We start from the raw sequence: 23,565 nt of genomic DNA on the forward strand, positions 1-23,565 counted from the left end.
CTGCACCAGTAGCACCCCGCCGCCGACCCGCTCGGCCGATCACAGGAGATCCATGTTCGACCGCAGTTCCGCCTTCGGAGACGTCATCGAGAGCCCGGCGGGTCGCACCGTCCTCGAGCAGTTCCTGCCCGGCATCGCCGCATCGCCGATGGCCAAGCAATTCCGGAGCATCCGGCTCGGGCAGCTGTCGGCGATCGTGCCCGAGCTCCAGGACGACGCGGCGAAGGATCGTCTCTGGGCGGCGCTCGCACAGGTCGACGACGGTCCCGAGGCCCGCGCACCCTACGGCGCCGCGATCGAGCCCGCTCCCGACTACGAGGGCGAGGACGTCCAGCGCGGCTCGGCGACCCTGACGGTCCCCGGCGACGTCCCGCAGTACGGCGTCGTGGAGATCCGGCTGGACGGGCCGTCGCACGGCCACCCGTTCGTCGACGTCGAACTCGGCGCGACGTTCACGAACGGTGCACGCGAGCTCACCCTCGGCGGGTTCTACGACGGCGACGGCCGGTACCTGGTGCGGCTGCTCGCCGAGGAGCAGGGCGAGTGGTCGTTCACCACGAGTTCGACCGCCCGCTCGCTCGACGGCGTCGCCGGCATGTTCACCGTGTCGGCCGCGGCGACGGACAGCCACGGACCGGTGCGCGTCGACGGCTACCACTTCGCCCATGCGGACGGCACCCGCCATCGCCCGCTCGGCACGACCGCCTACGCCTGGACGCACCAGCCCGAGGAACTGCAGGAGCAGACGCTGCGCGCCCTGGAGGCCGCGCCGTTCACGAAGATCCGCATGTGCGTGTTCCCGAAGTCGTACCTCTACAACGCGAACGAGCCGGAGACGTTCCCCTTCGTCGGCTCGCTCGCGGACGGGTTCGACCACGAGCGGTTCGACCCGGCCTACTGGGCGAACCTCGAGCGCCGCATCACCCAGCTCGGCGCGCTCGGCATCGAAGCGGACCTCATCCTCTTCCACGCCTACGACCGCTGGGGCTTCGCGGACCTCGGTCCGGCCGTCGACGAACGGTACCTCCGCTACGCCGTCCGCCGGCTCGCCGCGTTCGCGAACGTGTGGTGGTCGATGGCGAACGAGTACGACCTGCTCTGGGCGAAGACGAACGACGACTGGGAGCGGCTCGCGACGGTCGTCGGCGCGGAGGACCCGCACGGCCACCTCAACTCCATCCACAACTGCCAGGGGTTCTACGACTACACCAAGCCGTGGATCACGCACTGCAGCGTGCAGCGCGTCGACGTCTACCGGACCGCGGAGAACACCGACGCCTGGCGCGAGCAGTGGGGCAAGCCGATCGTCATCGACGAGTGCGCCTACGAGGGCGACATCGACCAGGGCTGGGGCAACATCACCGGCGAGGAGATGGTGCGACGGTTCTGGGAGGGTGCGATCCGCGGCGGCTACGTCGGCCACGGCGAGACCTACCTCAACGACCGGGAGGAGCTGTTCTGGTCGAAGGGCGGGCCGCTCATCGGTTCGAGTCCCGACCGCATCGCGTTCCTGGAGCGCATCTCGGCGGAGTCCCCGACGGGCGTCCTCGACCCGCTGCCCGGCGACTGGGACGTGCCGTGGGGCGGGGTGGCCGGCCGCTACGTCATCGGCTACTTCGGCTTCAACCGGCCGCGGTTCCGCAACGTCTTCCTCCCCGAGGGCGAGTTCCACGTCGACGTGCTCGACACCTGGAACATGACGGTCGAGACCCTGCCAGGGACGCACTCCGGCACGGTGCGCGTCGAGCTGCCCGGTCGGCAGTTCATGGCGGTCCGCCTCCGCCTCGTGGAGTAGGCGCCCCGACCGCGGAGCCGAGGCCCTCCCCGGTCACCAAGCTACTTCCCCCGGTCACTGAGCCTGTCGAAGTGCCGAGCAACCCGCCCCGCCACACCGTCTCCACACCGTTGACACGTTTGTTCGGACCCTTTACAGTTGTCGGGCATTGACGCAACCCCCGTTGCAACATGCGCAATCGCCCGACGACTGGAGAGCGGCCCATGGATCACGGCACCGGCACCATCCTGCTCGACGGCGTCCTCCGCGGCACCGCTCTCACCGCCCTGCTGCCCACCTGGGTGACCGGCGGTGGCGGCGACGCCGTCATCGACCGCCTCCGTGACGACGCCGTCGTCGACGAACTCGAACGGGCCTTCGCCGAGCCGCCGTTCGACGAGCGCGTCGACTGGTCCGCTGTGCGCATCGCGCAGGTGTCGCACCCCGACCTCCGCGAGCTCGTCGGCCGCAGCATCGCCGAGCTCGCCGCCGAGGCCGGTCAGTCGCCGCTCACCGTCGTCTCGGATACGCTGATCGCCGACCGCCTCACCACCCTCGTCGACCGCCCGTCCTGACCTCCACCATCCGGAACCTTTCTCAGGAGTCCTCCGGCGTGTCACCGGGTTCCCGGCCAGCCGCGCCGCGGATGTCCTGAGAACGGCCCATTAGCACTCGAGGAGAGAACCACCGATGCTTCCACTGCCCGTGTCCATCCAGCAGCACGACGGCGCCTTCACGCTGAGCGAGACGACCGGGCTCGGCGGTGACCGCCGCTTCACGGCCGCGACCCGCTGGTTGCGCGGGGTGCTGCAGACGTCGACCGGGTTCGACCTCGACGCACGGATCGACATGCGGACCGACAGCATCGCGTTCATCCACGACGACACCGTCGCGGCCGGCGGCTACCGACTCGTGGTCGACGCGGACGGTGTGCGCATCGTCGCCGCCGACGCCTCCGGCGCGTTCTCCGGTGCGGTGACCCTGACCCAACTCCTCCCACCGGTGGTCAACCGCCGTGCGCTCGTCCCCGGCGTCGACTGGACCGTCCCGGCGACGACCATCGACGACGCCCCGCGCTTCGGCTGGCGCGGCGTCATGCTCGACGTGGCACGGCACTTCCTCCCCACGTCCGACGTGCTGCGGTTCATCGACCTCGCCGCACGCCACAAGCTCAACGTCCTCCACTTCCACCTCACCGACGACCAAGGCTGGCGCATCCAGATCGACGCCTTCCCGAAACTGACCGAGGTCGGCGGGTGGCGGACCGAGAGCCAGCACGGTGCAGCGCGGCACGCTCCCGGCGACGGCCGCCCGCACGGCGGCTTCTACACGAAGGCCGACCTGCGCGAGATCGTCGCCTACGCCGCTGAGCGGTCCATCACGGTCGTCCCCGAGATCGACCTGCCCGGCCATGCGCGAGCGATCATCGCCGCCTACCCCGAGCTGGGTGTGCCGGACGTCGCGCAGGACGCGGACGAGCCGTCGGTGTGGACACGGTGGGGCATCAACGAGGCGATCCTCGACATGGGCGAGGAGACGGTCGCGTTCTTCCGGACCGTGTTCGACGAGGTCATGGAGCTGTTCCCGTCGACCTTCATCGGCGTCGGCGGCGACGAGGCGAAGAAGACCCGCTGGGCGGCGAGCGCTCGGACGCAGGCCCTCATGGCCGAGCGTGGGCTGGACACCGTCGAAGCGCTGCAGGCGTGGTTCATCCGCCAGCTCGAGGCGCACCTGTCAGCCGCGGGCCGGCGCCTGTACGGCTGGGACGAGATCCTCGAGGGCGGCGGATTGCCGAAGGACGCGACCGTCGCCTCATGGCGCGGCGAGTTCGGTGCGGTCGCCGCCGCACGACAGGGCTACGACGTCATCGCCTGCCCGGACGACCGGGTCTACCTCGACTACCGCGAGTCGGAGCTGCCGGGTGAGCCGATCCCGGTCGGGCCGCCACTGACGGTCTCGGAGGTGTACACCTTCGAGCCCGTGCCGGCGGAGCTGACGGAGGCGCAGGCCGAGCACATCATCGGGGTGCAGGCGAACATCTGGACCGAGCACATGGACTCCGCCCGCGTCATCGACTACCAGGCGTATCCGCGACTGTGCGCCCTCGCCGAGGTCGCCTGGGTCGGCCGCGAGCGCGACCTCGCGGGCTTCGAGGGACGGCTGCAGCAGCACCTCGCCCGCCTCGACGCCCTCGGGGTCGAGTACCGCCGCGCCACTGGACCGTTCCCGTGGCAGGAGCGTCCCGACGCCGAAGGTCGGCCGTCCACCCGCGAGCAGCGGGCCGCTCTCGTCGCCGAACTCACGAAGGACATCCGCGCCTGACGCAATCGGTCCCGGGCACTGAGCCTCACCCCGGTCCCTGAGCCCCCATCCCGGTTCCTGAGCCTGTCGAAGGGCAGCCCCACAAGACCCCCGTGGGCACTTCGACAAGCTCAGAGACCGGAACAGGTCCGACCTCGCGCGTGCCGGTCCCTGAGCCTGTCGAAGGGCGGCTGACTCAGGTGACGAGCGCGTACTCGGTCCCCGAGCGCGTGCGCTCGACGAGCTGTGCGTCCACGAGGTACCGCCGAAGTACCGCGACGTCGTCGTGGAACGCGGACAACCGCTCGTTGATCTCAGCTTCGTCGACCACCTCGCCCGGCTGGAGCGCTGATGCCGCGACGCGCTGCAACAGCGCCTGCCGCTCGTCCGGATTCGACGGGTACTGCGCGATCCGTCCGTCAACGAGGAAACGGTCGACCCCTTCGCGCTTCGGCGGTGCGGCGGCTGCGAGCAGGTCTCGGAACACCTCGCCCGAGACGCGCCCGCCGTCGTCCAGCAGGCCCGCCCGAGACAACGTCTGGACGCTCTGCTCGGCCCGTCGCACAGCACGCTGGGTGGCGCCCAGATCAGGCTCCTGCCCGAGGGCGAGTTGTGCGTACACCGTCCGGGTGTCGTCGTTCGCGAGGGCGGCGGCCACTGCGCGCCAGTCGGTCGTCGTCCGTTCCTCGTCCGGCATGGCCCCTCCTCCTGTGGTCTACGACATCGTCCTCAACGGTACCCGCGTGGACCGGATCAGCCGATCCCGTCCTGTCGCCGCGAGACCGCAACGATGACGACGCTGCAGAGATGGGCGCCCACCACCGACCATCGGCCGGCGAAGGTGCGCGGCGTCGTCGGGCCGGCCGGCGCGACGACCCGTGCGTCGAACGACCCACGATCCGGGTGGATCACGACCTCACATGCCGTGTAGTCGACCCATCGCCCGGTGAGCGGGTACCACGCCTTGAAGACGCTCTCCTTGACGCTCCACAGCACGGCGCCCCACGCGACGGCCGGATGGCTCGAGGCGAGTCGCGCGAGCATGGACGCCTCACTCCCGCAGACGATCGTCGCCGCGACGGCGGGACGGATGGGCCGGTGCACCTCGACGTCGATCCCGATGGCGCTCGCGACGCCGACGCGACCGACGGCTGCGATCGTGAAACCGGGGCAGTGTGAGAGACTCCCGACGAAGCCGGCCGGCCAGACCGGTTGCCCGCCCTCCCCCGTCGGGATGTCCGTGGAGCGCTGGCCGAGCATCGCGAGTGCCGCCCTGGCGCAGTCGCGCGCCGAGCGGGATTCGGCGCTGCGGACAGCCGAGGTCGGACGGGCCCGGAACGGCCCGGATGCGGTGCCGACGGACGCCGAGACGACGACGCCCGGCGGCACCTGCATCCGGAGCGCATCGACCACCGCGGCTACGGATTCAGCCATCCGACCGACGCGGGGACGCCACGCGCGCCGCGGGGTCGGAGGCGGGGATGCCGACCCGAAACCAGGCGATGAGCTGCTCGTCCCGGGCGACGTTCCAGCGTTCGTCGAGCACGGCCCGGGTCTCCGGACAGTCGAGCGGCGCGCTCTGCGGGTGCACGTACAGGCCGTGGCGCTGGAAGCCGAGCCAGAGCCGGGTGAGCAGTCGCCCCGCGGCGAGTTCATGCCGGGCCCCGGTGGGTCCAACGACACCGAGGACGGCGCCGGAGCCCCGGGTCGCGGAGGCCGACATCCTCGCCAACAACCCGGGCAGCCCGACGCCGCGAAGCGCGCGGAACACCCGCGGGCTGATCAGCGTCCGCAGGCCGGCTCGTTCGACCGTCGACAGCACGAGCATCGCGTCGTTGAGGCCGTCCTCGTCGTACCGCGGATGTCTTGGTGAGAGCCTGGTCCACTGATCGAGCTCGGCGACGATCGCCCGCTCGCCGAAGAACCACCGGTTGGCTCGCACGAGGATCGGGCGCGCGTCCCGGGTCGGCATGGAGACGAGCCGGAAACCCCTGCGCTCCGCCTCCACCGCGGCCTCCTGGAGGAGGTCCGGTCCGGGAGCGCCGTCCCGCCATCGCCCTCGCCAGACGCGTCGTCCACGGACGTCCGCCGAGGAGAACCTCGTCCGGTAGCCCTCCGGGTGGCGCGAGAACCGGCCGACCTCATCGGTCTCCGCGTCACCGCCGGTTGCAGCCTCGAAGCGCAGTCCGACACCGGCGGAGGCCGCACAGATGAGGAGTGACTCGACGAACGCCCCGAACGACAACATCGTGTCGCGTCCTCGCGGATCGCTCGCGCCGAGGGTGCGGGTGCCATCCCGGCGGAGGACGAGCTCGTCGCCCTGAGGGTCCACGACCCACGGCTGCGTGTTGTGGGCGTTCGCCGCGCGAGCCGCCTCGGACACGAGCGCCGAGAGGTCGTCATCGGCCGACAGGCCGCTGAACCGCGAGTCCATTCAGTCCTCCGTGATCCCGATGCGGCGATGGATCGCCGCGAGCCACCGCGGCGCCCACCAGTTGTATCGCCCGGCGACGCGCATGAAGACCGGGACGAGCACGCCGCGGATCAGGATGGCGTCGATGAGGATCGCGATACCGGTTCCGATGCCGAGCATCTTGATGATCGACACTCCGGAGGTCGCCATGGCGAAGAACGACACCGCGAGGATCGCCGCTGCGGCCGTGATGATCGGACCGCTCGCGCCGAGTCCGCTCCGCACCGCCTCCGCGAGATCGCCCGTGGCACGGAACCGTTCCTGGATCCGAGCGAGGAGGAACACCTCGTAGTCCATCGAGAGCCCGAAGGCGATGCAGAACAGCAGGATCGGGATCGAGATGGCGATGGGCGACGGGGTGAAGCCGAGCACGTCCGACAGGTTGCCGTCCTGGAAGAGGAACACGATGACGCCCAGGATGCCGACCAGACCGACCACGTTCAGCACCAGCGCCTTGATCGGGAGCAGCACGCTCCCCGTGAACAGGAAGAGGATGATCAGCGTCATGAGCGCGATGGCCGCGGCGGCGAACGGCAGACGCGCCGAGATGGAGTCACCGATGTCGATCATCTGCGCCGCGAGGCCACCGACCAGGACGGTCGAGGCGGCTCCAGGGTCCACCGCACGGACGTCGCGGACGAGCTCCGAGCCCTCGGGCGAGTACGGGACGACGTCGGTCGCGACCTGCAGCCAGAGCGCCGAACCGTCGCGGAAGTGCTGCTCCGTCCGCGCGTCGGCCGGAGCCACGAGGCGTCCGTCGACGAAGCTGCCGAGGGACGTCGTGACGGCCTCGACGCCCGTGATCGAGGAGAGTTCGGCGGCGTACTCGTCGAGCTCGCGGTCCGTCCCCGCCCAGTCCTCGGTGACGACGGAGACGGCGTCCGCCTCGGCGACGTCGAAGTCGGACCGCATGATGTCCGCCACGACACGACTCTCGGCGCCGGCGGGGAGCACTCGTTCGTCGGGCACCCCGAACTCCGCGTGCGCGAACGGCGCGGCCATGGCGATGAGCAGCGCGATCACGGGCACCGCCAACCACGGACGGCGATACGTGTGGTCGCCCACCCGGTACCAGAACCGGCCCTCGGCCCCGGCCGGGCGGCGGGAGCGCAGACGGCCCCAGTCGATCCGGCGACCCAGGAGGGTGAGGGCGGCGGGCAGCAGGACGACCGCGCCCACCACGGAGCAGGCCACGATGACGAGTCCCGCGATGGCGAACGAGCGCAGGAAGTACTGGTCGAACAGCATCAGCGTGGCGAGCGCCGCGGCGACGACGACGCCGCTGAACACGATGGTCCGGCCGGTCGTCCGCCGAGCGATCCGCAACGCCTCCTCGTCGGTGGCTCCACCCGCGCGTTCGTCCCGATAGCGGGTGAGGAACAGCAGGCAGTAGTCGATGGCGAGTCCGAGGCCCAATGCGGTGACGAGGTTGACCGCGAACAGGGAGACCGAGGTGAGCTGTGCGACCACGTTCAGCAGGCCGAGGGATCCGAGGATCGTGACGCCCGCGACGCCGACGGGCAGCAGAGCAGCCACCACTCCGCGGAACGCGAAGAACAGCAGCACGAGGGTGATCGGGATGGCGATCGTCTCCGCGACGATGATGTCCGTCTTGACCTGCGCGTTGAGGTCGTCGTTGATCCCCGCGATGCCACCGAACCGGACCGTGGCCGACGTCACCTCGTCGGTGATCGTCCCGCGGAGCGCGGTGGTCGCGCGCTGCACGGTGTCCTCGTCTCCGGCGAGCGCCACGAGCACGACGCCGCGGTCGGTGCCGCTCCGCAGCTGCTCCGAGTCGGCGTAGGAACCGGTGACGCTGGCGCCGTCCACCTCGTCCACAGCGCCGACGATGTCGTCGAGCGCCTCCCTGCCGGCGGCGCTGTCGAGTCCGTCGGAGACGTCCACGACGAGGACGAGTTTCGGGTCGCTGCCCGGAAACCGGTCGGCGAGCACGTCCGCTGCGGCCACGGAGTCGGACTGCGGGTCGTCGAACCCGCCCGTTTTGAGGTTGTCGAGGACGTCGGCCCCCGCGATGCCCGCCACGATCGCGAACACCAGGCCGATCAGGAGCGTGATCACCGCCCGTCGTCTGGGTGTCGTTCTGGAGTGGTTCGTCATGCGGATACCTTCATGTCGTGGGTGATGCGGTTGAGTTCGGATGCCGTGATGTCCACGACCCGCTGGATCTGCTCGGTGGTGTGCTCCGCGGTGATGAAGAAGCGGAGCCGCGCCTGGTCGTCCGGCACGGCCGGGTACAGGATCGGGTTGACGCTGAAGCCGTGGTCGAAGAGCGCCGTCGCCAGGGCGAGTGCCCGTTCCGAGCTGCCGACGATGCACGGCACGACGGGCGAGTCGGCGCTGTCGCCGATGTCGATGCCGGCGGCCCGGGCCGTCTCGCGGAAGCGGTCGGCGTTCTGCCGCAGGCGGCTGAGGCGCTCGGGCTCGTCGCGCATGAGCCGGAGGGCGGCGAGTGACGCGGCCGCGTTCGCCGGGGTGATGCCGACGCTGTACACGAACCCGGGCACGGAGTACTTGAGGTAGTCGATCGCGGCGGCGGTGCCACCGACGTAGCCGCCGCATCCGGCGAGCGACTTCGACATCGTGCCGGACCAGAGGTCGATGTCCGAGCGGTCGACGCCGAAGAACTCGCCGACCCCGCCCCCGTTGGCGCCCACCGTTCCGATGCTGTGCGCCTCGTCGACGAGCACCAGTGCGCCGTGCCGCCGCTTCAGCTCGATGAGCTGCGGGAGCGGCACGAGGTCGCCGTCCATGCTGTAGACGCCCTCCACGACGATGAGGACTCGACGGAACCCGCCGCGGATCGCGCTGAGGAGCTCGTCGAGCGCGTTCACGTCGTTGTGGGGGAAGGACCGCCGGGTGGCTCCGGAGAGTTTCGCCCCCTGGATGATGCTGTCGTGTGCGAGGCTGTCGTGGACGATGAGGTCCCCCGGCTCCACCAGGTGCCCGATGACGCTCACGTTCGTCGCATGGCCGCTCACCAGGGTGAGCGCCGACTCCACCTGGAGGAGGTCGGCGAGCTCCTGCTCGAGCTCGGCGTGGATCGGGCGCTCACCGGACAGGAACCGGCTGGCGGACACCGAACTGCCGTATCGTGCCACGGCGTCGGCGATCGTCTCGGCGACCAGGGGGTGGCCGGTGACACCGAGGTAGTTGTAGCTCGAGAAGCTCACGAGCTGGGCGTCGCCGATCGTCGTCGTGGCGTCGATGATCCCCTCATGCAGCAGGAAGTAGGGGTTGCGGTCCGTCTGCTGCCGGCGTTCCCGCATGGCGACCGCCTCCGGGAAGCACTCGATGCGGGCGTCGGCCTCGGTCCATCGGGTCGGGCGGTCGGCCGGCGCCGGGGAAGCGGCAGCCACCGGGTTCGTCTCGACCCGCGGGAGCCGGTGCTGCGGCTCCTCGGCGAACGGGTGCAGCAGGGAGCCGACGCCGTCCAGCACCTGCTCCACGGTGGGCCGTCCGGCGAAGCGCTCGCCGAGCTGCGCCGGGGTCGGCAACGATGGCCACTCCGTGTGCAGCTGGGTGATCAGCTCACGCATCATCAGCGAATCGAATCCGAGCTGTTCGACGAGGTGCATGTCGGGCCGGATCAGGTCCAGCGGGAACCCGCTGATGCGCGACACCATGCCGAGGATGACCGCGTCGGATTCGGCACGATGCGACCGGGAGGCTGCGAGGCCCATCCGGGCGACCACCTCCGGCTGCGGCGAGCCGGGTTCCGTCGACCAACGGAACGGATTCGTCGACGCGGGCGCATGTCCGGCCTGCCCGGAACCCTCGATGAGGCTCAGCTGGCGGTTCATGAGGGCGAGCAGTCCGGGCAGGTGGTCGGCCTGGGCGTCGGCGGCTCGCGGCTGGATCGGCGGTCCTGCCGACGGTCGTCCGGCGAGGGGGGAGGACGGCAGGTCGTGAGGGTTGTGGTGCATGGAGTGGGGATCCTGTTCGACGGGGGAGGGTGGTCGGTGCGGCTCGAATGTGGGTTCTCGGGGTGTGGCCGTCGGGGCGGCGGCGTCCGGGCGGACGACCCAGTACGGCTCGGTCGGCAGCGGCGCGATCGGCAGCGCCACACCCGCGGTGTCTGGTGGGACGAGCGATGCCAGGTCGAGGTCGGCGCCCAGCACCGTCAGCCGACCGATGAGTCGGAGGAAGGTCGCCGCGTCGTCCGGCGCCGACGCGCTGCTCGGGATGACGTGTACGTCGGGCGCGTCACCCAGGGAGCGTCGGACGGACCCGAGCAGCGCCGACCCCCCACCGATCTGGACGTAGACGCCGACGTCGGATGCGGACGCCGACTCGATCGCCTCGCGGAACCGCACCGTGGAGAAGACGTTCTCCTCGAGCTGACGACCCAGCTCCTCGCCCGTCTCGACCGTGCGGCCCGTCACGGTCGACACGAGCTGCACCTGCGGCGCGCGAGGCCGGAACCGCGACAGGTCCGCCACAAGGGCCGGCCGGATCGGCTCGAGCAGAGGCGAGTGGAACCCGGTGGCGACGCGCAGGGGTTGAGTCGACACGCCGTGCTCGACGCACCGTTCCGCGACGGCACGCAGGGCCTCGCCGGTTCCACTCACCACCGTCTGCCGGGGATCGTTGGCGGCCGCGATCCACGCGTCGTCGATGCCGCTGAGGAGCGCTGCGACCTGCTCGGCGTCGCAGCCGAGGGCCGTCATGCCGTCGCCGGGTCGCGTCGCAGCCGATCGCATGTGGTGTCCGCGGACCGCGGCGAGCCGCACGGCGTCGGGCGCATCGAGCGCGCCCGCCGTCGCCAGGGCGGGAAGCTCGCCGACGCTGTGCCCGAGGACGAGGTCGGGCTCCACGCCGATCTCGCGCAACAGCGCCACGGTGGCGAGCGCCGTCACCGCGAGCGCGGGTTGGCAGACCTCGGTGGACGTCAGACGGTCGATTCCGGAGGGGGTGTCGGCGTCGGCCGCGGAGAGCGCCGCGAGCACATCGACCCCGGTCTCCTCGAGCACCTGCTCGTTCAAGGTCTCGGCCGCTGCACGGAAGGCGGGGAATCGATCGAGGAGGTCCGACTGCATCCGCGGGGTCTGGCTGCCCTGCCCGGGGAAGACGAAGGCGATCCGCCGAGCGGCCTCGTCGACACGGACCCCGGTGCAGACGTCCGCGGAGATCACCCCGGTGGTTCCGTGGGCGAGCTGCTCCAAGGCGGCCGACAGCCCGGAGATCAGCTCGGCGGCGGTGCGGCACACGATCGCCAGACGGGTGCTCGCGAGCGCCCGAGAGTTCAGGGTCCGTGCGAGGCCGGCGATGGACGGTGCGTCGGCGGCCTCGAGCACGGTGAGGACCGCTCGGAGGTGCTCGCCGAGCAGCGCGGGGTCGGCGGCCGAGAACACGAGGAGGTGCGGGAGCGTTTCGTCGGCCGGTCCCCCAGCGGCACGCCGACGGACTCGACCTGCTCGCGTCGGCGGTGATTCGAGCACCACGTGCGCGTTGGTGCCGCCGAACCCGAACGAGCTGACGCCGATGAGGCCCAGACCGTCGTCGCCCGGGTCGATGGTGCGGGAGGCGAGCGCCAGGCGGCCGTCTCGGAGCGCCTCGGAGTGCGCCTCCGAACGCAGACGGGGCTGCCCGGGGACGGCCTGATGCCTCGCCATGAGCGCCGCTTTGACGATGCCGGCGATCCCGGCCGCCGCCATCGTGTGCCCCACGAGCGCCTTCACGGCCGTGACCGTGGCGGTCCGGCGCGGCGATGCCCCGAGACGACGCAGCGCCGCCAGCGATTCCAGCTCGGTGCGGTCGCCCACCGGGGTGGCCGTGCCGTGCGCCTCGACGACGCCCAGGTCGGCGGGGTCGGCCGCGGCGTCCTCGTAGGCCCGGCGGAGCGCCGCCAGCTGTCCATCCGTCGTCGGCGTCATCGGCCCTTCGGCGCGGCCGTCGTTGGACACCCCGGAGCCGCGGATGACCGCATAGACGTCGTCGTGGTCGTCGATGGCGGCCTCGAGCGGTTTGACCACGATCATGCCGACGCCCTCGCCGAGGAGGAATCCGTCGGCATCGCCGTCGAACGGTCGGCACACCCCGTTCCGTGACAGTGCACCGATCCGCGAGAAGGCGACCATCGCATCCGGGACGAGGCTCAGGTTGACGCCGCCGACGAGCGCCGCCGAGCACTGCCCGGATCGGATGGCGGCGACCGCCTGGTGCAGCGCGACGAGGCTGCTGGAACACGCGGCGTCGACGGCGAAGCTCGGGCCGCCGAGGTCGAGCGTGCTGCTCACCAACGCCGGCCCCATGTTCGGCAGGCACCCGGGCATCGAGAACGCGTGGAACGGACGCACGCCGGCGACGCGCGCCGCCATCGCCGCCCCGAGGTCCGCTGCGGCGGGCTCGGGATGAATGGAGTCGTCGCCGAGGAACTTCGCCCGGATGCGGAGGGAGGTGAGTTCGCGGTAGTCGTTCGCAGCCATCCCGACGAACACGCCGATGGACGACCGGTCGACACGACGACGTTCGAACCCGGCGTCGATCCAGGCGGCTCGCGCAGCCTCGAGGAGCAGGCGATGTTGCGGGTCCATCGCGTGCGCCCGGCTGGGCGGGATGCGGAAGTGCCGCGCCGCGAACTGCTCGACGTCGTCGATGAAGGACCCCTGGTCGGAGTAGGCGTGATGCACCGCTCTGGGGTCGTGCGGCGCGAAGAAGGTGGCGTGATCCCATCTCGAACGGGGGACGGCGGAGCCGCTGCGTCGGGCCGCCAGGATGTTGTGCCAGTACTGGTGGGCGTCTGCCGCGCCACCGAAGCGGGCGGACAGGCCGACGATGGCGAGTGGTCGAACGGGCACGACGAGAGAACCTCCGAGGGTGTTGATCGCGGATGGAACGAGGGGGCAGGTCGGCATGTCGACGACTCCGAGCGGAGTGGGTCGAGGTCCAGGGGCCGCCTCGCGGTGAGGAGAGCCGGCCCGTGGGCACGCCACAGCTCGACTGTAGTCATCTGAAACATCAGGTCGGATGCTCGTTCAGGATCTGTGGATAACTCGCGAGGCAGCGCAACCCCCAGCCGGTGCGGAGGGTCGGCTGGAACACTGGCGAGATGACGACCATCACGCTGACCAAGGGCCTCACCGCCTACCGCGCCGACCCGCCGAAGGGCGTCGAGCTCCGCGGCGGGCTCGTGCTCATCCATGAGATCTGGGGCCTCGTCCCACACATCACCGACGTCGCCGACCGGTTCGCCGCGGAGGGGTACCTCGTCATCGCGCCCGACATCCTGAGTGGCGCCGGCGTCACACCCGAGATCGGTGCGGAGCTGGAGAGCCTCGTCTTCAACAGCGACGAGGCGACGAGGACCGCGGCACAGCCGAAGCTGCGCGAGAAGCTCTCGGCCTCGAAGTCGCCCGAATACGCCGAGGAGGCGCTCGGGTACCTGGGGAAGGCCGTCGACGCCCTGTTCGACGAGGAGGGGATCGACGGCCGCGTCGCCGTCGTCGGCTTCTGCTTCGGTGGCGGCTACAGCTTCGCGCTCGCCGCGGCCGACCGCCGCATCCGCGCCGCCGTCCCGTTCTACGGCTACCCGCCCGAGCCCGAGGCCGTGACGAGCATCGCCTGCCCCGTCCTCGCGTTCTACGGCGACCAGGACGAGGGCCTCATGAAGAGCCTGCCCGAACTGACCACGACGATGGAGGACGCGCGGGTCGAGTTCACCGCGACCGTCTACCCCGACGCCGGTCACGCCTTCTTCAACGACACCAACACGATCACCTACCGCGAGGACGCGGCCGCCGACGCCTGGGTGAAGACGCTCGCGTTCCTCGACACCTCACTCGGCAACGCCTAACCCGAGCGATCCGCATCCGTTCGCCCATTCTCGGGCGAAGAAACGCCCGCTCGCCCAGACATGGGCGAGCGGGCGTTCAGGTGTGCGGCGGAGGCCTACGCGCCCTTGAGGCGGGTGGCGAGGTAGGCGTACAGCTCGTCGATGGCGACGCGCTCCTGCTGCATGCTGTCGCGGTCACGGACCGTCACGGCGTTGTCCTCGAGCGAGTCGAAGTCGACCGTCACGCAGTACGGGGTGCCGATCTCGTCCTGACGACGGTAGCGGCGGCCGATCGCGCCCGAGTCGTCGAAGTCGATGTTCCACGAGCCGCGCAGCTCGTCGCCGATCCGGCGGGCGAGCGGCGACAGCGCCTCGTTGCGGGACAGCGGCAACACGGCGACCTTGACGGGTGCGAGACGCGGGTCGAGGTGCAGCACGGTGCGCTTCTCGATCTTGCCCTTGGCGTTCGGCGGCAGCTCCTGCTCCTCGTACGCGTCGACGAGGAAGGCCATGAGCGCACGGGTCAGACCGAACGACGGCTCGATCACGTACGGCATGTACCGCTCGTTCTTGGCCTGGTCGAAGTAGCTGAGGTCCTTGCCGGACTGCTCGGCGTGCACCTTGAGGTCGTAGTCGGTGCGGTTCGCGACACCCATGAGCTCGCCCCACTCGCTGCCGGCGAAGCCGAACTTGTACTCGATGTCGACGGTGCGCTTCGAGTAGTGCGCCAGCTTCTCCTGCGGGTGCTCGAACCAACGGATGTTGTCGGGCGTCATGCCGAGGTCGATGAACCAGGCCCAGCAGAGGTCCATCCAGGTCTGCTGCCACTCGTCGTCCGTGCCGGGCTCGACGAAGAACTCGATCTCCATCTGCTCGAACTCGCGAGTGCGGAAGATGAAGTTGCCGGGCGTGATCTCGTTGCGGAAGGCCTTGCCGATCTGGCCGATGCCGAACGGCGGCTTCTTGCGGGCCGTCTGCAGCACGTTCGCGAAGTTCGTGAAGATGCCCTGCGCGGTCTCGGGACGCAGGTAGTGGAGACCAGACTCGTCGTCGACGACACCGAGGAAGGTCTTCAGGAGGCCGGACATCTGACGGATCTCGGTCCACTGGCCGACCTTCGAGGGGTGCTCGGGGTCGGGGATGTCGGCGAGGCCGTTCTCCGGCGGGTGGCCGTGCTCGGCCTCGTACGCCTCGAACAGGTGGTCGGCGCGGTACCGCTTGTGGGTGATGAGCGATTCGGTCAGCGGGTCGCTGAAGACCTTGACGTGACCGGACGCCTCCCAGACCGGGGTGGGCAGGATGACGGCGGAGTCGAGACCGACCATGTCGCCGCGGCCACGCACGAACGCGTTCCACCACTGACGCTTGATGTTCTCCTTGAGCTCGACACCCAGGGGCCCGTAATCCCACGCAGACCGCGTACCGCCGTAGATGTCTCCCGACGGGAAGACGAAGCCGCGGTGCTGCGCCAGGGTGATGACGGACTCGAGATGGGACTGCTCTGCCATGGGTGTGGATCCTCCGTGCCGCTTGCCACGCGGCGGTACCTTCCGGTGCTGACGCCTGGCTGGCGCCCGCTCCCGGAACCCCTCAATCCTATGGGCGAGCCCGTGAGGACGCCCAACGACCCTTGTCCGGCACCGGATGGCCGCTTAGCCTGACAACCATCGCGGTACGCAGGATGGAGCACCGATGGACTGGCTGTGGAACCTCGACGTCATCGACGGTCCCCTCGTCTGGGTGCTCGACGGGCTCAGCATCGCCGGCCTGCTGTACCTCGTCATCCGTCGGTCCGGGCTGCTGTGGTACCTGAGCGCCGCCATCGCCCTCCTGGCGGGCGCGCTCCTCGCCCTGGGGACGGTCTGGCTGGTCTTCGACGTGCTCAACCTCTTCGGCGGGCCGTTGATCCGCTCCGCGGAGCCCTGGTTGATCGGCGTCTTCGCCGGCATCGCGCTCGCCGTCCTCACGATCTGCTGGCGCGTCTCGTGGAAGCGGCGCGTCATCGCCGTCGCGTGCATCCTCGTCTTCGGCGCGACCGCGGCGCTGGGCGTCAACGGCGCGTACGGCGTCCAGACCACCCTCGGGTCGATGTTCCACGTCCAGAACCGCAAGCCGATCACCCTCGTGACGCCGACGAGCACGCCCACCGGCGATCCGGCCCGTCCGCTGTACGAGACGTGGAAGCCGCCGGCCGACCTGCCGAAGACGGGCGGGTTCGGCCCGCTCCCCACAGGCGACCGGATCCCGAACACGAACTCCGGGTTCGACGCACGCCCGGCGCAGATCTACTACCCACCCGCCGCGCTCGTGAAGGATCCCCCGGCGCTCCCGTTCGTCCTCATGATGATGGGACAACCGGGCGACCCCGACGCGAAGTGGATCGGCGAGGCGCTCGACGCGATCGCCGCCGACCACCAGGGGCTCGCTCCCATCGCGCTCGTCGTGGATCAGCTCGGCGACCCTTCCGTGGATCCGCTGTGCATCGACGGGCGGTACGGGAAGGTGGAGACGTACGTCACGCAGGACGTGCTCCCCTGGGCGAAGGCGAACCTGCACATCCTCCAATCGCCGAAGGATTGGACGGTGGCCGGATACTCGGCCGGCGGCAGCTGTGCGATCTACTACGGAGCCAAGTACCCGCAGACCTTCGGCAACGTCGTCAGTGTCTCGGGTGAGGAGTATCCCGGAGCCGGGCTCCCGGCGGACAACCTGCGCGTGATGTTCAACGGCGACCAGAACGCGTACGACGCGATCAAACCGTCGACCATCATGGCGAAGACGAACTACGCCGACACGGAGGCGTTCTTCTCCGCTGGGACGGCGGACGCGGTCTACACCGACATGATGCGGCGCGCCGCAGCCACCGCAACGTCGGCCGGCTGGAAGGTCCAGACCTTCGCGATACCGGGCGGCGACCACGGCGCCAGCTCGCTCACGGGCGGGCTGGACCAGACGCTCCGTGCGCTCTACCCGCGGATCGGCCTCCAACGACCATGACGGCGGCGGGGCTCCACGACCCGGCCTCCACTCCACCGTGGGCTGTGGAGAACTCCGGCGGCGATCTGAACCGATTGGTTATGGTCGATGCCCATGACCAGCCAGCTCCCGCCGATGCCACAGCCCCTCCTCGTCCAGATCGGGAACATCAGGGTCACTGAGGACGTGATCATGACACCCGCCGGCACGTGGCCGCTCGCGGACGTCAACGTGACGTCGAGCGATCAGACCTCGACGACCACCCACACCCCGGCGTGGGCCATCGTGCTGGTCATCGTATTGATCTGGTTCTTCTTCCTCAGCCTGCTGTTCCTCTTCGCGAAGGAGAGGCGTGTCTCGGGGTTCGTCTCAGTGAACGTCCAGGCCGGCCCGTACACCTACACCGAGCAGGTCCCGATCTCGACCGACTTCGCCCGACACGACACCATGAACCGCGTCGGCTACACCCAATCACTGATCGGGCAGGCAAGGCACCGGGCGATCGCGAACCGAGCGGCGGAGTCCTCCCGGCACCCTGAGGTGCGGTGACCGGTCGGTCGAAGGCCACGCACGCGACGAGTTGGCTCAACCGGGCGGCGGTGCGAGAGACGCGCCCTCGAGGAAGGCACCCATGACGAGTTCGTGGCGCAACTCGCCGAGAGTGCCGTCGAGACGGCCGACGAGGGTCTCGACACCCATCCGGCCGAGCTGGGCGGCGGGCGAGACCAGGACGGCGAGTTCGGGGTCCGCGGTCTCCGACACCTCCGTGGTCGAGCCGATGAGGACGACCGACAGGTCACGCGGAACCGAGACGCCGAGCCGGCCGAGTTCGCTCACGAATCCGACGGCAGCCCGATCGTTGAGGACGAGTAGTGCGGTGGCCTCGGGCGCCTCCTCGAGCAGCGTCGTGGCGAACGCACGACCTCCCGCGGGGTTCGGTGGGCACCGCAGCGTCCGGCCACGGAGTCCACGGGCGGCGCAGACGGCGTGGAACGTCTCCCGGACACGGACCACCGGCCCGTACCCGTCGAGGTCCTCGCGCTCCGGTTCCTCCAGGAGCACGAGGTCGCGGTGGCCGAGCGCCTGCAACCGATCTATCGACTGCTCGACCATGCCCTCGAAGTCGACGTCCACGTAGTCGAGGCCTGATGGGTCACGCGTGCGGCCGATGAGTGTGAGCGGGGTCTTCGCCGCGAGGAGCTGGTCGACGCGTCGGTCGTCGAGACGCACCTCCATGAGGATGACGCCGTCGATGAGGCCATCAGAGGTGAGGTCACGGAGCGCGTCCGGATCGTCCGGTTCCGGCCAGAGGACGACGGTGTAGCCGAGTTCGGCAGCGGCCTCCGCAGCCCCCGTGAAGAAGCGGGCCGCCGTATCCGACAACCGATGCTGCAGCACCGGGAACAGCAGTGCGATGATGCGGGTCCGACGGCTCGCGAGCGCGCGGGCGACCGCGTTCCGGCGGAAGTCCAGCTCGACCATCGCCGACTCCACCCGCAGTCGGGTGGCCGGGGACACCGGCTTCGAATCGTTGACGACGAACGACACCGTGGCGACCGAGACCCCTGCGAGTCGCGCGACGTCACGCATCGTTGCCATGGATCCCCGTTCAGGTGCGGTGCTGTCCGGTCAGTCTCTCACGGATCACGATTCGGTAAACCGGTTAAATTGCTCCTTGACGATTCCGACGACGCGGTGCATGCTGATTCCCGAAGCGCGTAGTAAACCGGTTAACTTTCTGGTCTGCGCGATCCGACCTCGACCGGCGAAGGAGCCGTGCTGATGCCTGTACCGACCACCGACGACCACCGGACCGAGCAGCCACTGCGCGTCGCGATCGTCGGGTACAGCTTCATGGGCACGATCCACGCGCAGGCCTGGACCACCGCTCCCCGCTTCTTCGACCTCGGCCGCGGAGTCGACCTCGTCGCCGTCTGCGGTCGCGATGCCGACGCCGCCCGCGCGTTCGCCGACCGGTTCGGGATCGCCGACGTCGAGACCGACTGGCGAGCGCTCCTCACCCGTGGCGACGTCGACGTGATCGACATCTGCACCCCGGGCCACCTCCACGCCGAGATCGCGATCGCCGCACTCGACGCCGGCATCCACGTCCTGTGCGAGAAGCCGCTCGCGAACACGATGGAGGAGGCCGAGCGGATGAACGCCGCGGCCGAGCGGGCGGCGGCGCGCGGCGTGCACGCGATGGTCGGCTTCAGCTACCGGCGCACCCCCGCGCTCGCCTATGCGCGACGGCTCGTCACCGACGGTCGCCTCGGGACGATCCGCCACATCCGTGCTCAGTACCTGCAGGACTGGATCGCGGATCCCACCTTCCCGCTCGTCTGGCGGCTCGACGCCGACCAGGCTGGCTCCGGTGCGCTCGGTGACCTCGGCGCCCACATCATCGATCTCGCGCGGTTCGTCACCGGGCAGGAGCTGACCGGCGTGAGCGCCCTGACCTCGACCTTCGTCACCGAGCGGCCGCTCCCCACCTCGTCGAGCGGCCTCAGCGCCACCGCGGGCGACGACCCAGAGGATGGCGAGGCCACGGAGCCGCTCACCGGGCAGGTGACCGTCGACGACGCGGTCGTGTTCATCGCCCGGACCGACGGCGGCGCCCTGGCGACCTTCGAGGCCACCCGCTTCGCCACCGGTCGCAAGAACGCGATGCGGCTCGAGGTCGACGGTTCCGATGGATCGCTCGTCTTCGACTTCGAGCGCATGAACGAGCTGCAGTTCCACGACCACACCCTCCCGGCCGAGGAGGCGGGCTTCCGGCGCATCCTCGTCACCGAACCCGGTCACCCGTATGCGGACGCCTGGTGGCCGGCCGGCCACGGCCTCGGCTACGAGCACACCTTCGTCCACGAGGTCGCCGACCTCGCCCGCGACCTCGCCGCGGGCCGGGCGCCCGAACCGGGCTTCGCCGACGGCCTCCGGGTGCAGCGCGTGCTCACCGCAGTCTCGGCGAGCGCCGACGCAGGCGCCGCCTGGATCCCACTTCACCACTGACCGAACCACCCACCGCACCACGATCACCACCGCATCACGAACACCACTCACCAGGCAAAGGAGCCATGACATGAGATCCACGACCACCCGCGACACCCGGCCACGCATCATCCGTCGGCCGCACGTGCTCGGATCGCTCGCGATCCTCGCGATCACCCCGTTCGCCCTCACCGCGTGCAGCGGGGGCGGTGGCGCGGCTGCCGGAGGCGACGCCGGCACCCTCACGATCCTCGACTACTACAACAACGAGCCCGACAAGACCCTCGTGGGCGACGCCCTCGACCGGTGCGCGGACGACGTCGGCGTGAAGATCAAGCGCGAGACCGTCCCCGGCAAGGACCTCATCCAGAAGGTGCTCCAGCAGTCGTCGTCGAAGACGCTGCCCGACGTCCTCATGCTCGACAACCCGGACGTCCAGGAGATCGCCGCGACCGGCGGCCTCTCGCCACTCAGCGACTACGGCGTCGACACCTCGGGCTTCGCGAAGGGCATCCTCGACGCCGCGAGCTACGAGGGCGAGGTCTACGGCCTGGCACCGACGGTCAACACCCTCGGCCTCTTCTACAACGAGGACCTCCTCGCGGCGAAGGGCCTCACCCCGCCGACCACGTGGGACGAACTCAAGACCGCAGCGGCTGCACTGACCGAGGGCGACACCTACGGGCTGGCGTTCAGCTCCATCGCCACCTACGAGGGCAGCTGGCAGTTCCTGCCGTTCATGTGGACCAACGGTGGCGACGAGGCCGACCTCACGACGCCCGCCGTCGCCGAGGCCCTCCAGCTGCAGGTCGACCTCGTGAACTCGGGTTCGGCGTCGAAGAGCGTCATCAACTGGTCGCAGGCCGACGTGAACGACCAGTTCATGGCCGGCAAGGCCGCGATGATGATCAACGGTCCGTGGCAGATCCCGGCCCTCCGCGCTGACACGAACCTCAAGTACGGCAGCGTCCAGGTTCCGGTCAACAAGGCCGGCCAGACGCCCGTCGCCCCGCTCGGTGGCGAGGTCTGGACCGTCCCCGTGACCGGCGACAAGGACAAGCAGGCGAAGGCGGCGAAGTTCGTCGAGTGCATCTCGAGCGACGAGAACCAGCTGGCCCTCGCGGAGGCCCGCTTCACCGTCCCGACGAAGACGGCCCTGGCCGAGCAGTACGTCGCGAAGGTCCCCGAGATGGCCGCGTTCACCGAGCAGGTCGCCAACGCCCGCTCGCGCACCGGCGAGCTCGGCGAGGAGTGGCCCGAGGCCGCGACCGAGATCTACACCGCCATCCAGCTCGCCCTGACCGGGCAGGCGACGCCTGAAGAGGCGTTCAAGCAGGCGGCCGCGGGCTGATCCCGATGAGCAGTGGCATCGCCGGAGCATCGCTCCAGGACCGGAAGACCGACCAGCGGTCCAGCGGCACCGACGGGGGCGCGCCGACCAAGCGCACCCCCGCCGGGGCCGGCCGCCGGAGCCGACGCTTCCGCCGGGAAGACCTGATCAAGCTCGGCTTCGTCCTCCCCGCAGCGCTCTACATCGTCCTCTTCTTCGGCTATCCGGTCGTCAAGAACGTCACGATGAGCTTCCAGGAGTACACGACGAAGACGTTCTTCACGGGCGAGGCGCCGTGGGTCGGGTTCGCGAACTACGTGACCGTGTTCAGTTCCCAACTGTTCACACCGGCGCTGCTCAACACGGCGTTGTTCACGGTGGGGTCGATCGCCGGGCAGTTCGTGATCGGGCTCGCGCTCGCCGTCTTCTTCAAGCGACGCTTCCCCCTGAGCTCGTTCCTCCGCGCGATGCTGCTGCTCCCCTGGCTCCTCCCCCTGATCGTGTCGAGCGCCACCTGGCGGTCGATCCTCGACCAGGACAGCGGCGTCCTGAACGCCGCCCTCGGCTCCATCGGCCTGTCGGGCGTCCCCTGGCTGACGAGCCCGTCGGTGGCCCTGTTCGCGGTCGTCCTCGTCAACATCTGGATCGGCATCCCGTTCAACGTCACGATCCTCTACGGCGGCCTCCAGGACATCCCCGACGAGCTCTACGAGGCGGGAGCGCTCGACGGCGCGACCGGCTGGAAGGCGTTCCGCCACATCACCTGGCCGAACCTCCGCCCCGTGGTCAGCGTCGTGCTCGTGCTCGGCGTCGTCTACACGATCAAGGTGCTCGACATCATCCTCGGCCTCACGAACGGCGGGCCGGCGAACGCCACCCAGACCCTCGCGGTGCGGTCGTATCAGGAGTCGTTCGTGAACTTCGAGTTCGGCGTCGGGGCCGCGTTCAGCAACATCCTCATCGTCATCTCGCTCCTCTTCGCCATCGTCTACCTGCGCGTGAACCGACGCGCGGTCGACGAGTAAGGACACGGACCCTCATGACCACGACCAGCATCGTGACCGGCGGCCGGCAGACGCGCCGCTTCGCCCCGGTCGGCCCGCGTCGCCACCGCGGCGACCGGCGCCACCTCGGTTACACCGTCCTCGGCGTCCTCATCCTCGCGATCATGCTCTTCCCCGTCTACTGGATGGTGAACGCGTCCCTGCAGCCCTCCGGCAACACGCTCACCGGGGACTTCTTCCCGGTCAACCCGAGCTTCGCCGGGTACGAGAAGGCGATCGCCGACCAGGGCGGGCACCTCGTCACGAGCCTCGTCATCTCGCTCGGAACCGTCGTCCTCAGCCTCGCGATCGCGGCCCCGGCGGCCTACGCCCTCGCGCAGTTCCGGTTCCGGTGGATCAGCATCGCCCTCCTCGTGATCCTGATCGCCCAGATGATCCCGGGCATCGTGATCGCGAACGCCCTCTACTCGGCGTACAACGACCTCGGCCTGCTCAACTCGATCCCCGGGCTGATCCTCGCCGACGCCTCGCACGCCATCCCGTTCGCGATCCTCATCCTGCGGGCGTCGATGCAGACCATCCCGCCGTCGATCGTGGAGGCAGCGCGGGTCGACGGCGCCGGGCACGTGCGGGCCTTCGTCTCGATCGTCCTCCCGGTGAGCCGCAACGTGCTCATCACCGCCGGTCTGTTCGCCTTCCTCTTCTCCTGGAGCGACTTCCTGTTCGCCCTGACGCTGACGACGACGGAGGACGTCCGGCCAGTGACGCTCGGCATCTACCAGTACCTCGGCTCGCAGGTCTCGAACTGGAGCGCGGTGATGGCGACCGCCGTCCTCTCGTCCCTGCCCGCGATCCTGCTGCTCGTCATCGCCCAGCGGTTCATCGCCGCGGGCGCCACGGGCGGTGCCGTGAAATGACCGACGA

Annotated in this window: 17 protein-coding genes; 10 read left to right on the forward strand and 7 right to left on the reverse strand. The window is 69.9% G+C overall.

The window, feature by feature from the left end; genetic code table 11:
- Positions 1-52 precede the first annotated feature (52 nt).
- The 3 genes from BIU99_RS12435 to BIU99_RS12445 all read left to right on the forward strand — a co-directional run bounded on the left by BIU99_RS12435 (position 53) and on the right by BIU99_RS12445 (position 4,096).
- Positions 53-1,795, forward strand: a complete 1,743-nt coding sequence (locus tag BIU99_RS12435; protein WP_071261462.1) for a DUF5605 domain-containing protein — start codon at positions 53-55, stop codon at positions 1,793-1,795.
- A gap of 203 nt (positions 1,796-1,998) precedes the next feature.
- The gene (locus BIU99_RS12440) at positions 1,999-2,349 is read left to right on the forward strand and encodes a hypothetical protein (RefSeq protein ID WP_071261463.1); all 351 of its coding nucleotides are present in this window, start codon (positions 1,999-2,001) and stop codon (positions 2,347-2,349) included.
- 115 nt (positions 2,350-2,464) lie between these two features.
- On the forward strand, positions 2,465-4,096 hold the full coding sequence (locus BIU99_RS12445) for a beta-N-acetylhexosaminidase (protein WP_071261464.1): 1,632 nt from the start codon (positions 2,465-2,467) through the stop codon (positions 4,094-4,096).
- 175 nt (positions 4,097-4,271) lie between these two features.
- Here the strand turns inward: BIU99_RS12445 and BIU99_RS12450 are convergent, their stop codons facing one another.
- From BIU99_RS12450 to BIU99_RS12470, 5 genes are read right to left on the reverse strand one after another with little or no spacing between them, the layout of a single operon-like run.
- Positions 4,272-4,772: a DUF2087 domain-containing protein gene (locus tag BIU99_RS12450; RefSeq protein WP_071261466.1), complete on the reverse strand. Its 501-nt coding sequence runs from the start codon at positions 4,770-4,772 to the stop codon at positions 4,272-4,274.
- A 56-nt stretch (positions 4,773-4,828) separates the two neighbouring features.
- Positions 4,829-5,509, reverse strand: coding sequence for a 4'-phosphopantetheinyl transferase (locus BIU99_RS12455; protein WP_175484388.1), 681 nt, complete (start codon positions 5,507-5,509; stop codon positions 4,829-4,831).
- A complete protein-coding gene (locus tag BIU99_RS19975; protein ID WP_071261469.1) occupies positions 5,502-6,509 on the reverse strand; it encodes a hypothetical protein in 1,008 nt (335 codons plus the stop codon). The genes BIU99_RS12455 and BIU99_RS19975 overlap by 8 nt, the downstream gene beginning before the upstream one ends.
- The gene (locus tag BIU99_RS12465; protein ID WP_083397329.1) at positions 6,510-8,666 is read right to left on the reverse strand and encodes an MMPL family transporter; all 2,157 of its coding nucleotides are present in this window, start codon (positions 8,664-8,666) and stop codon (positions 6,510-6,512) included.
- Positions 8,663-13,366 (reverse strand): type I polyketide synthase, encoded by a 4,704-nt coding sequence (locus tag BIU99_RS12470; protein ID WP_175484389.1) that lies wholly within the window; start codon positions 13,364-13,366, stop codon positions 8,663-8,665. Before BIU99_RS12470 ends, BIU99_RS12465 begins: the two co-directional genes overlap by 4 nt.
- A gap of 251 nt (positions 13,367-13,617) precedes the next feature.
- Between BIU99_RS12470 and BIU99_RS12475 the strand changes: the two genes are divergently transcribed.
- On the forward strand, positions 13,618-14,361 hold the full coding sequence (locus BIU99_RS12475) for a dienelactone hydrolase family protein (protein WP_071261472.1): 744 nt from the start codon (positions 13,618-13,620) through the stop codon (positions 14,359-14,361).
- Between the two features lie 95 nt (positions 14,362-14,456).
- Here the strand turns inward: BIU99_RS12475 and BIU99_RS12480 are convergent, their stop codons facing one another.
- Complete coding sequence (locus BIU99_RS12480; RefSeq protein ID WP_071261474.1) at positions 14,457-15,848, reverse strand: glycine--tRNA ligase; 1,392 nt, start codon at positions 15,846-15,848, stop codon at positions 14,457-14,459.
- Positions 15,849-16,032: 184 nt separating this feature from the next.
- Between BIU99_RS12480 and BIU99_RS12485 the strand changes: the two genes are divergently transcribed.
- Both BIU99_RS12485 and BIU99_RS12490 read left to right on the forward strand, forming a co-directional pair.
- Positions 16,033-17,337 carry an esterase family protein gene (locus BIU99_RS12485; RefSeq protein ID WP_071261475.1) on the forward strand — a complete coding sequence of 435 codons (1,305 nt, stop codon included), beginning with the start codon at positions 16,033-16,035 and terminating at the stop codon, positions 17,335-17,337.
- A 93-nt stretch (positions 17,338-17,430) separates the two neighbouring features.
- The gene (locus BIU99_RS12490; RefSeq protein WP_064295426.1) at positions 17,431-17,865 is read left to right on the forward strand and encodes a hypothetical protein; all 435 of its coding nucleotides are present in this window, start codon (positions 17,431-17,433) and stop codon (positions 17,863-17,865) included.
- Positions 17,866-17,901: 36 nt separating this feature from the next.
- On the opposite strand, the gene BIU99_RS12495 is transcribed toward BIU99_RS12490, so the two are convergent.
- Positions 17,902-18,915, reverse strand: a complete 1,014-nt coding sequence (locus BIU99_RS12495; RefSeq protein ID WP_231884346.1) for a LacI family DNA-binding transcriptional regulator — start codon at positions 18,913-18,915, stop codon at positions 17,902-17,904.
- 183 nt (positions 18,916-19,098) lie between these two features.
- On the opposite strand from BIU99_RS12495, the gene BIU99_RS12500 reads away from it, so the two are divergent.
- From BIU99_RS12500 to BIU99_RS12515, 4 genes are all read left to right on the forward strand, one after another.
- Complete coding sequence (locus tag BIU99_RS12500; protein ID WP_071261477.1) at positions 19,099-20,328, forward strand: Gfo/Idh/MocA family protein; 1,230 nt, start codon at positions 19,099-19,101, stop codon at positions 20,326-20,328.
- A 70-nt stretch (positions 20,329-20,398) separates the two neighbouring features.
- Positions 20,399-21,658 carry an ABC transporter substrate-binding protein gene (locus BIU99_RS12505; protein WP_083397331.1) on the forward strand — a complete coding sequence of 420 codons (1,260 nt, stop codon included), beginning with the start codon at positions 20,399-20,401 and terminating at the stop codon, positions 21,656-21,658.
- 5 nt (positions 21,659-21,663) lie between these two features.
- Complete coding sequence (locus tag BIU99_RS12510; protein ID WP_079000603.1) at positions 21,664-22,662, forward strand: carbohydrate ABC transporter permease; 999 nt, start codon at positions 21,664-21,666, stop codon at positions 22,660-22,662.
- A 14-nt stretch (positions 22,663-22,676) separates the two neighbouring features.
- Entirely contained in the window at positions 22,677-23,558 is an 882-nt protein-coding gene (locus BIU99_RS12515) for a carbohydrate ABC transporter permease (protein WP_083397332.1), read from the forward strand.
- Positions 23,559-23,565: the final 7 nt, after the last annotated feature.

This window comes from Plantibacter sp. MMLR14_011, assembly GCF_001865025.1.
Classification (GTDB): domain Bacteria; phylum Actinomycetota; class Actinomycetes; order Actinomycetales; family Microbacteriaceae; genus Plantibacter; species Plantibacter flavus_A.

Coding starts and splice junctions, on each gene's coding strand:
- BIU99_RS12435 (WP_071261462.1), top strand. CDS start 53: ATGTTCGACCGCAGTTCCGCCTTCGGAGACGTCATCGAGAGCCCGGCG.
- BIU99_RS12440 (WP_071261463.1), top strand. CDS start 1,999: ATGGATCACGGCACCGGCACCATCCTGCTCGACGGCGTCCTCCGCGGC.
- BIU99_RS12445 (WP_071261464.1), top strand. CDS start 2,465: ATGCTTCCACTGCCCGTGTCCATCCAGCAGCACGACGGCGCCTTCACG.
- BIU99_RS12450 (WP_071261466.1), bottom strand. CDS start 4,772: ATGCCGGACGAGGAACGGACGACGACCGACTGGCGCGCAGTGGCCGCC.
- BIU99_RS12455 (WP_175484388.1), bottom strand. CDS start 5,509: ATGGCTGAATCCGTAGCCGCGGTGGTCGATGCGCTCCGGATGCAGGTG.
- BIU99_RS19975 (WP_071261469.1), bottom strand. CDS start 6,509: ATGGACTCGCGGTTCAGCGGCCTGTCGGCCGATGACGACCTCTCGGCG.
- BIU99_RS12465 (WP_083397329.1), bottom strand. CDS start 8,666: ATGACGAACCACTCCAGAACGACACCCAGACGACGGGCGGTGATCACG.
- BIU99_RS12475 (WP_071261472.1), top strand. CDS start 13,618: ATGACGACCATCACGCTGACCAAGGGCCTCACCGCCTACCGCGCCGAC.
- BIU99_RS12480 (WP_071261474.1), bottom strand. CDS start 15,848: ATGGCAGAGCAGTCCCATCTCGAGTCCGTCATCACCCTGGCGCAGCAC.
- BIU99_RS12485 (WP_071261475.1), top strand. CDS start 16,033: ATGGACTGGCTGTGGAACCTCGACGTCATCGACGGTCCCCTCGTCTGG.
- BIU99_RS12490 (WP_064295426.1), top strand. CDS start 17,431: ATGACCAGCCAGCTCCCGCCGATGCCACAGCCCCTCCTCGTCCAGATC.
- BIU99_RS12495 (WP_231884346.1), bottom strand. CDS start 18,915: ATGGCAACGATGCGTGACGTCGCGCGACTCGCAGGGGTCTCGGTCGCC.
- BIU99_RS12500 (WP_071261477.1), top strand. CDS start 19,099: ATGCCTGTACCGACCACCGACGACCACCGGACCGAGCAGCCACTGCGC.
- BIU99_RS12505 (WP_083397331.1), top strand. CDS start 20,399: ATGAGATCCACGACCACCCGCGACACCCGGCCACGCATCATCCGTCGG.
- BIU99_RS12510 (WP_079000603.1), top strand. CDS start 21,664: ATGAGCAGTGGCATCGCCGGAGCATCGCTCCAGGACCGGAAGACCGAC.
- BIU99_RS12515 (WP_083397332.1), top strand. CDS start 22,677: ATGACCACGACCAGCATCGTGACCGGCGGCCGGCAGACGCGCCGCTTC.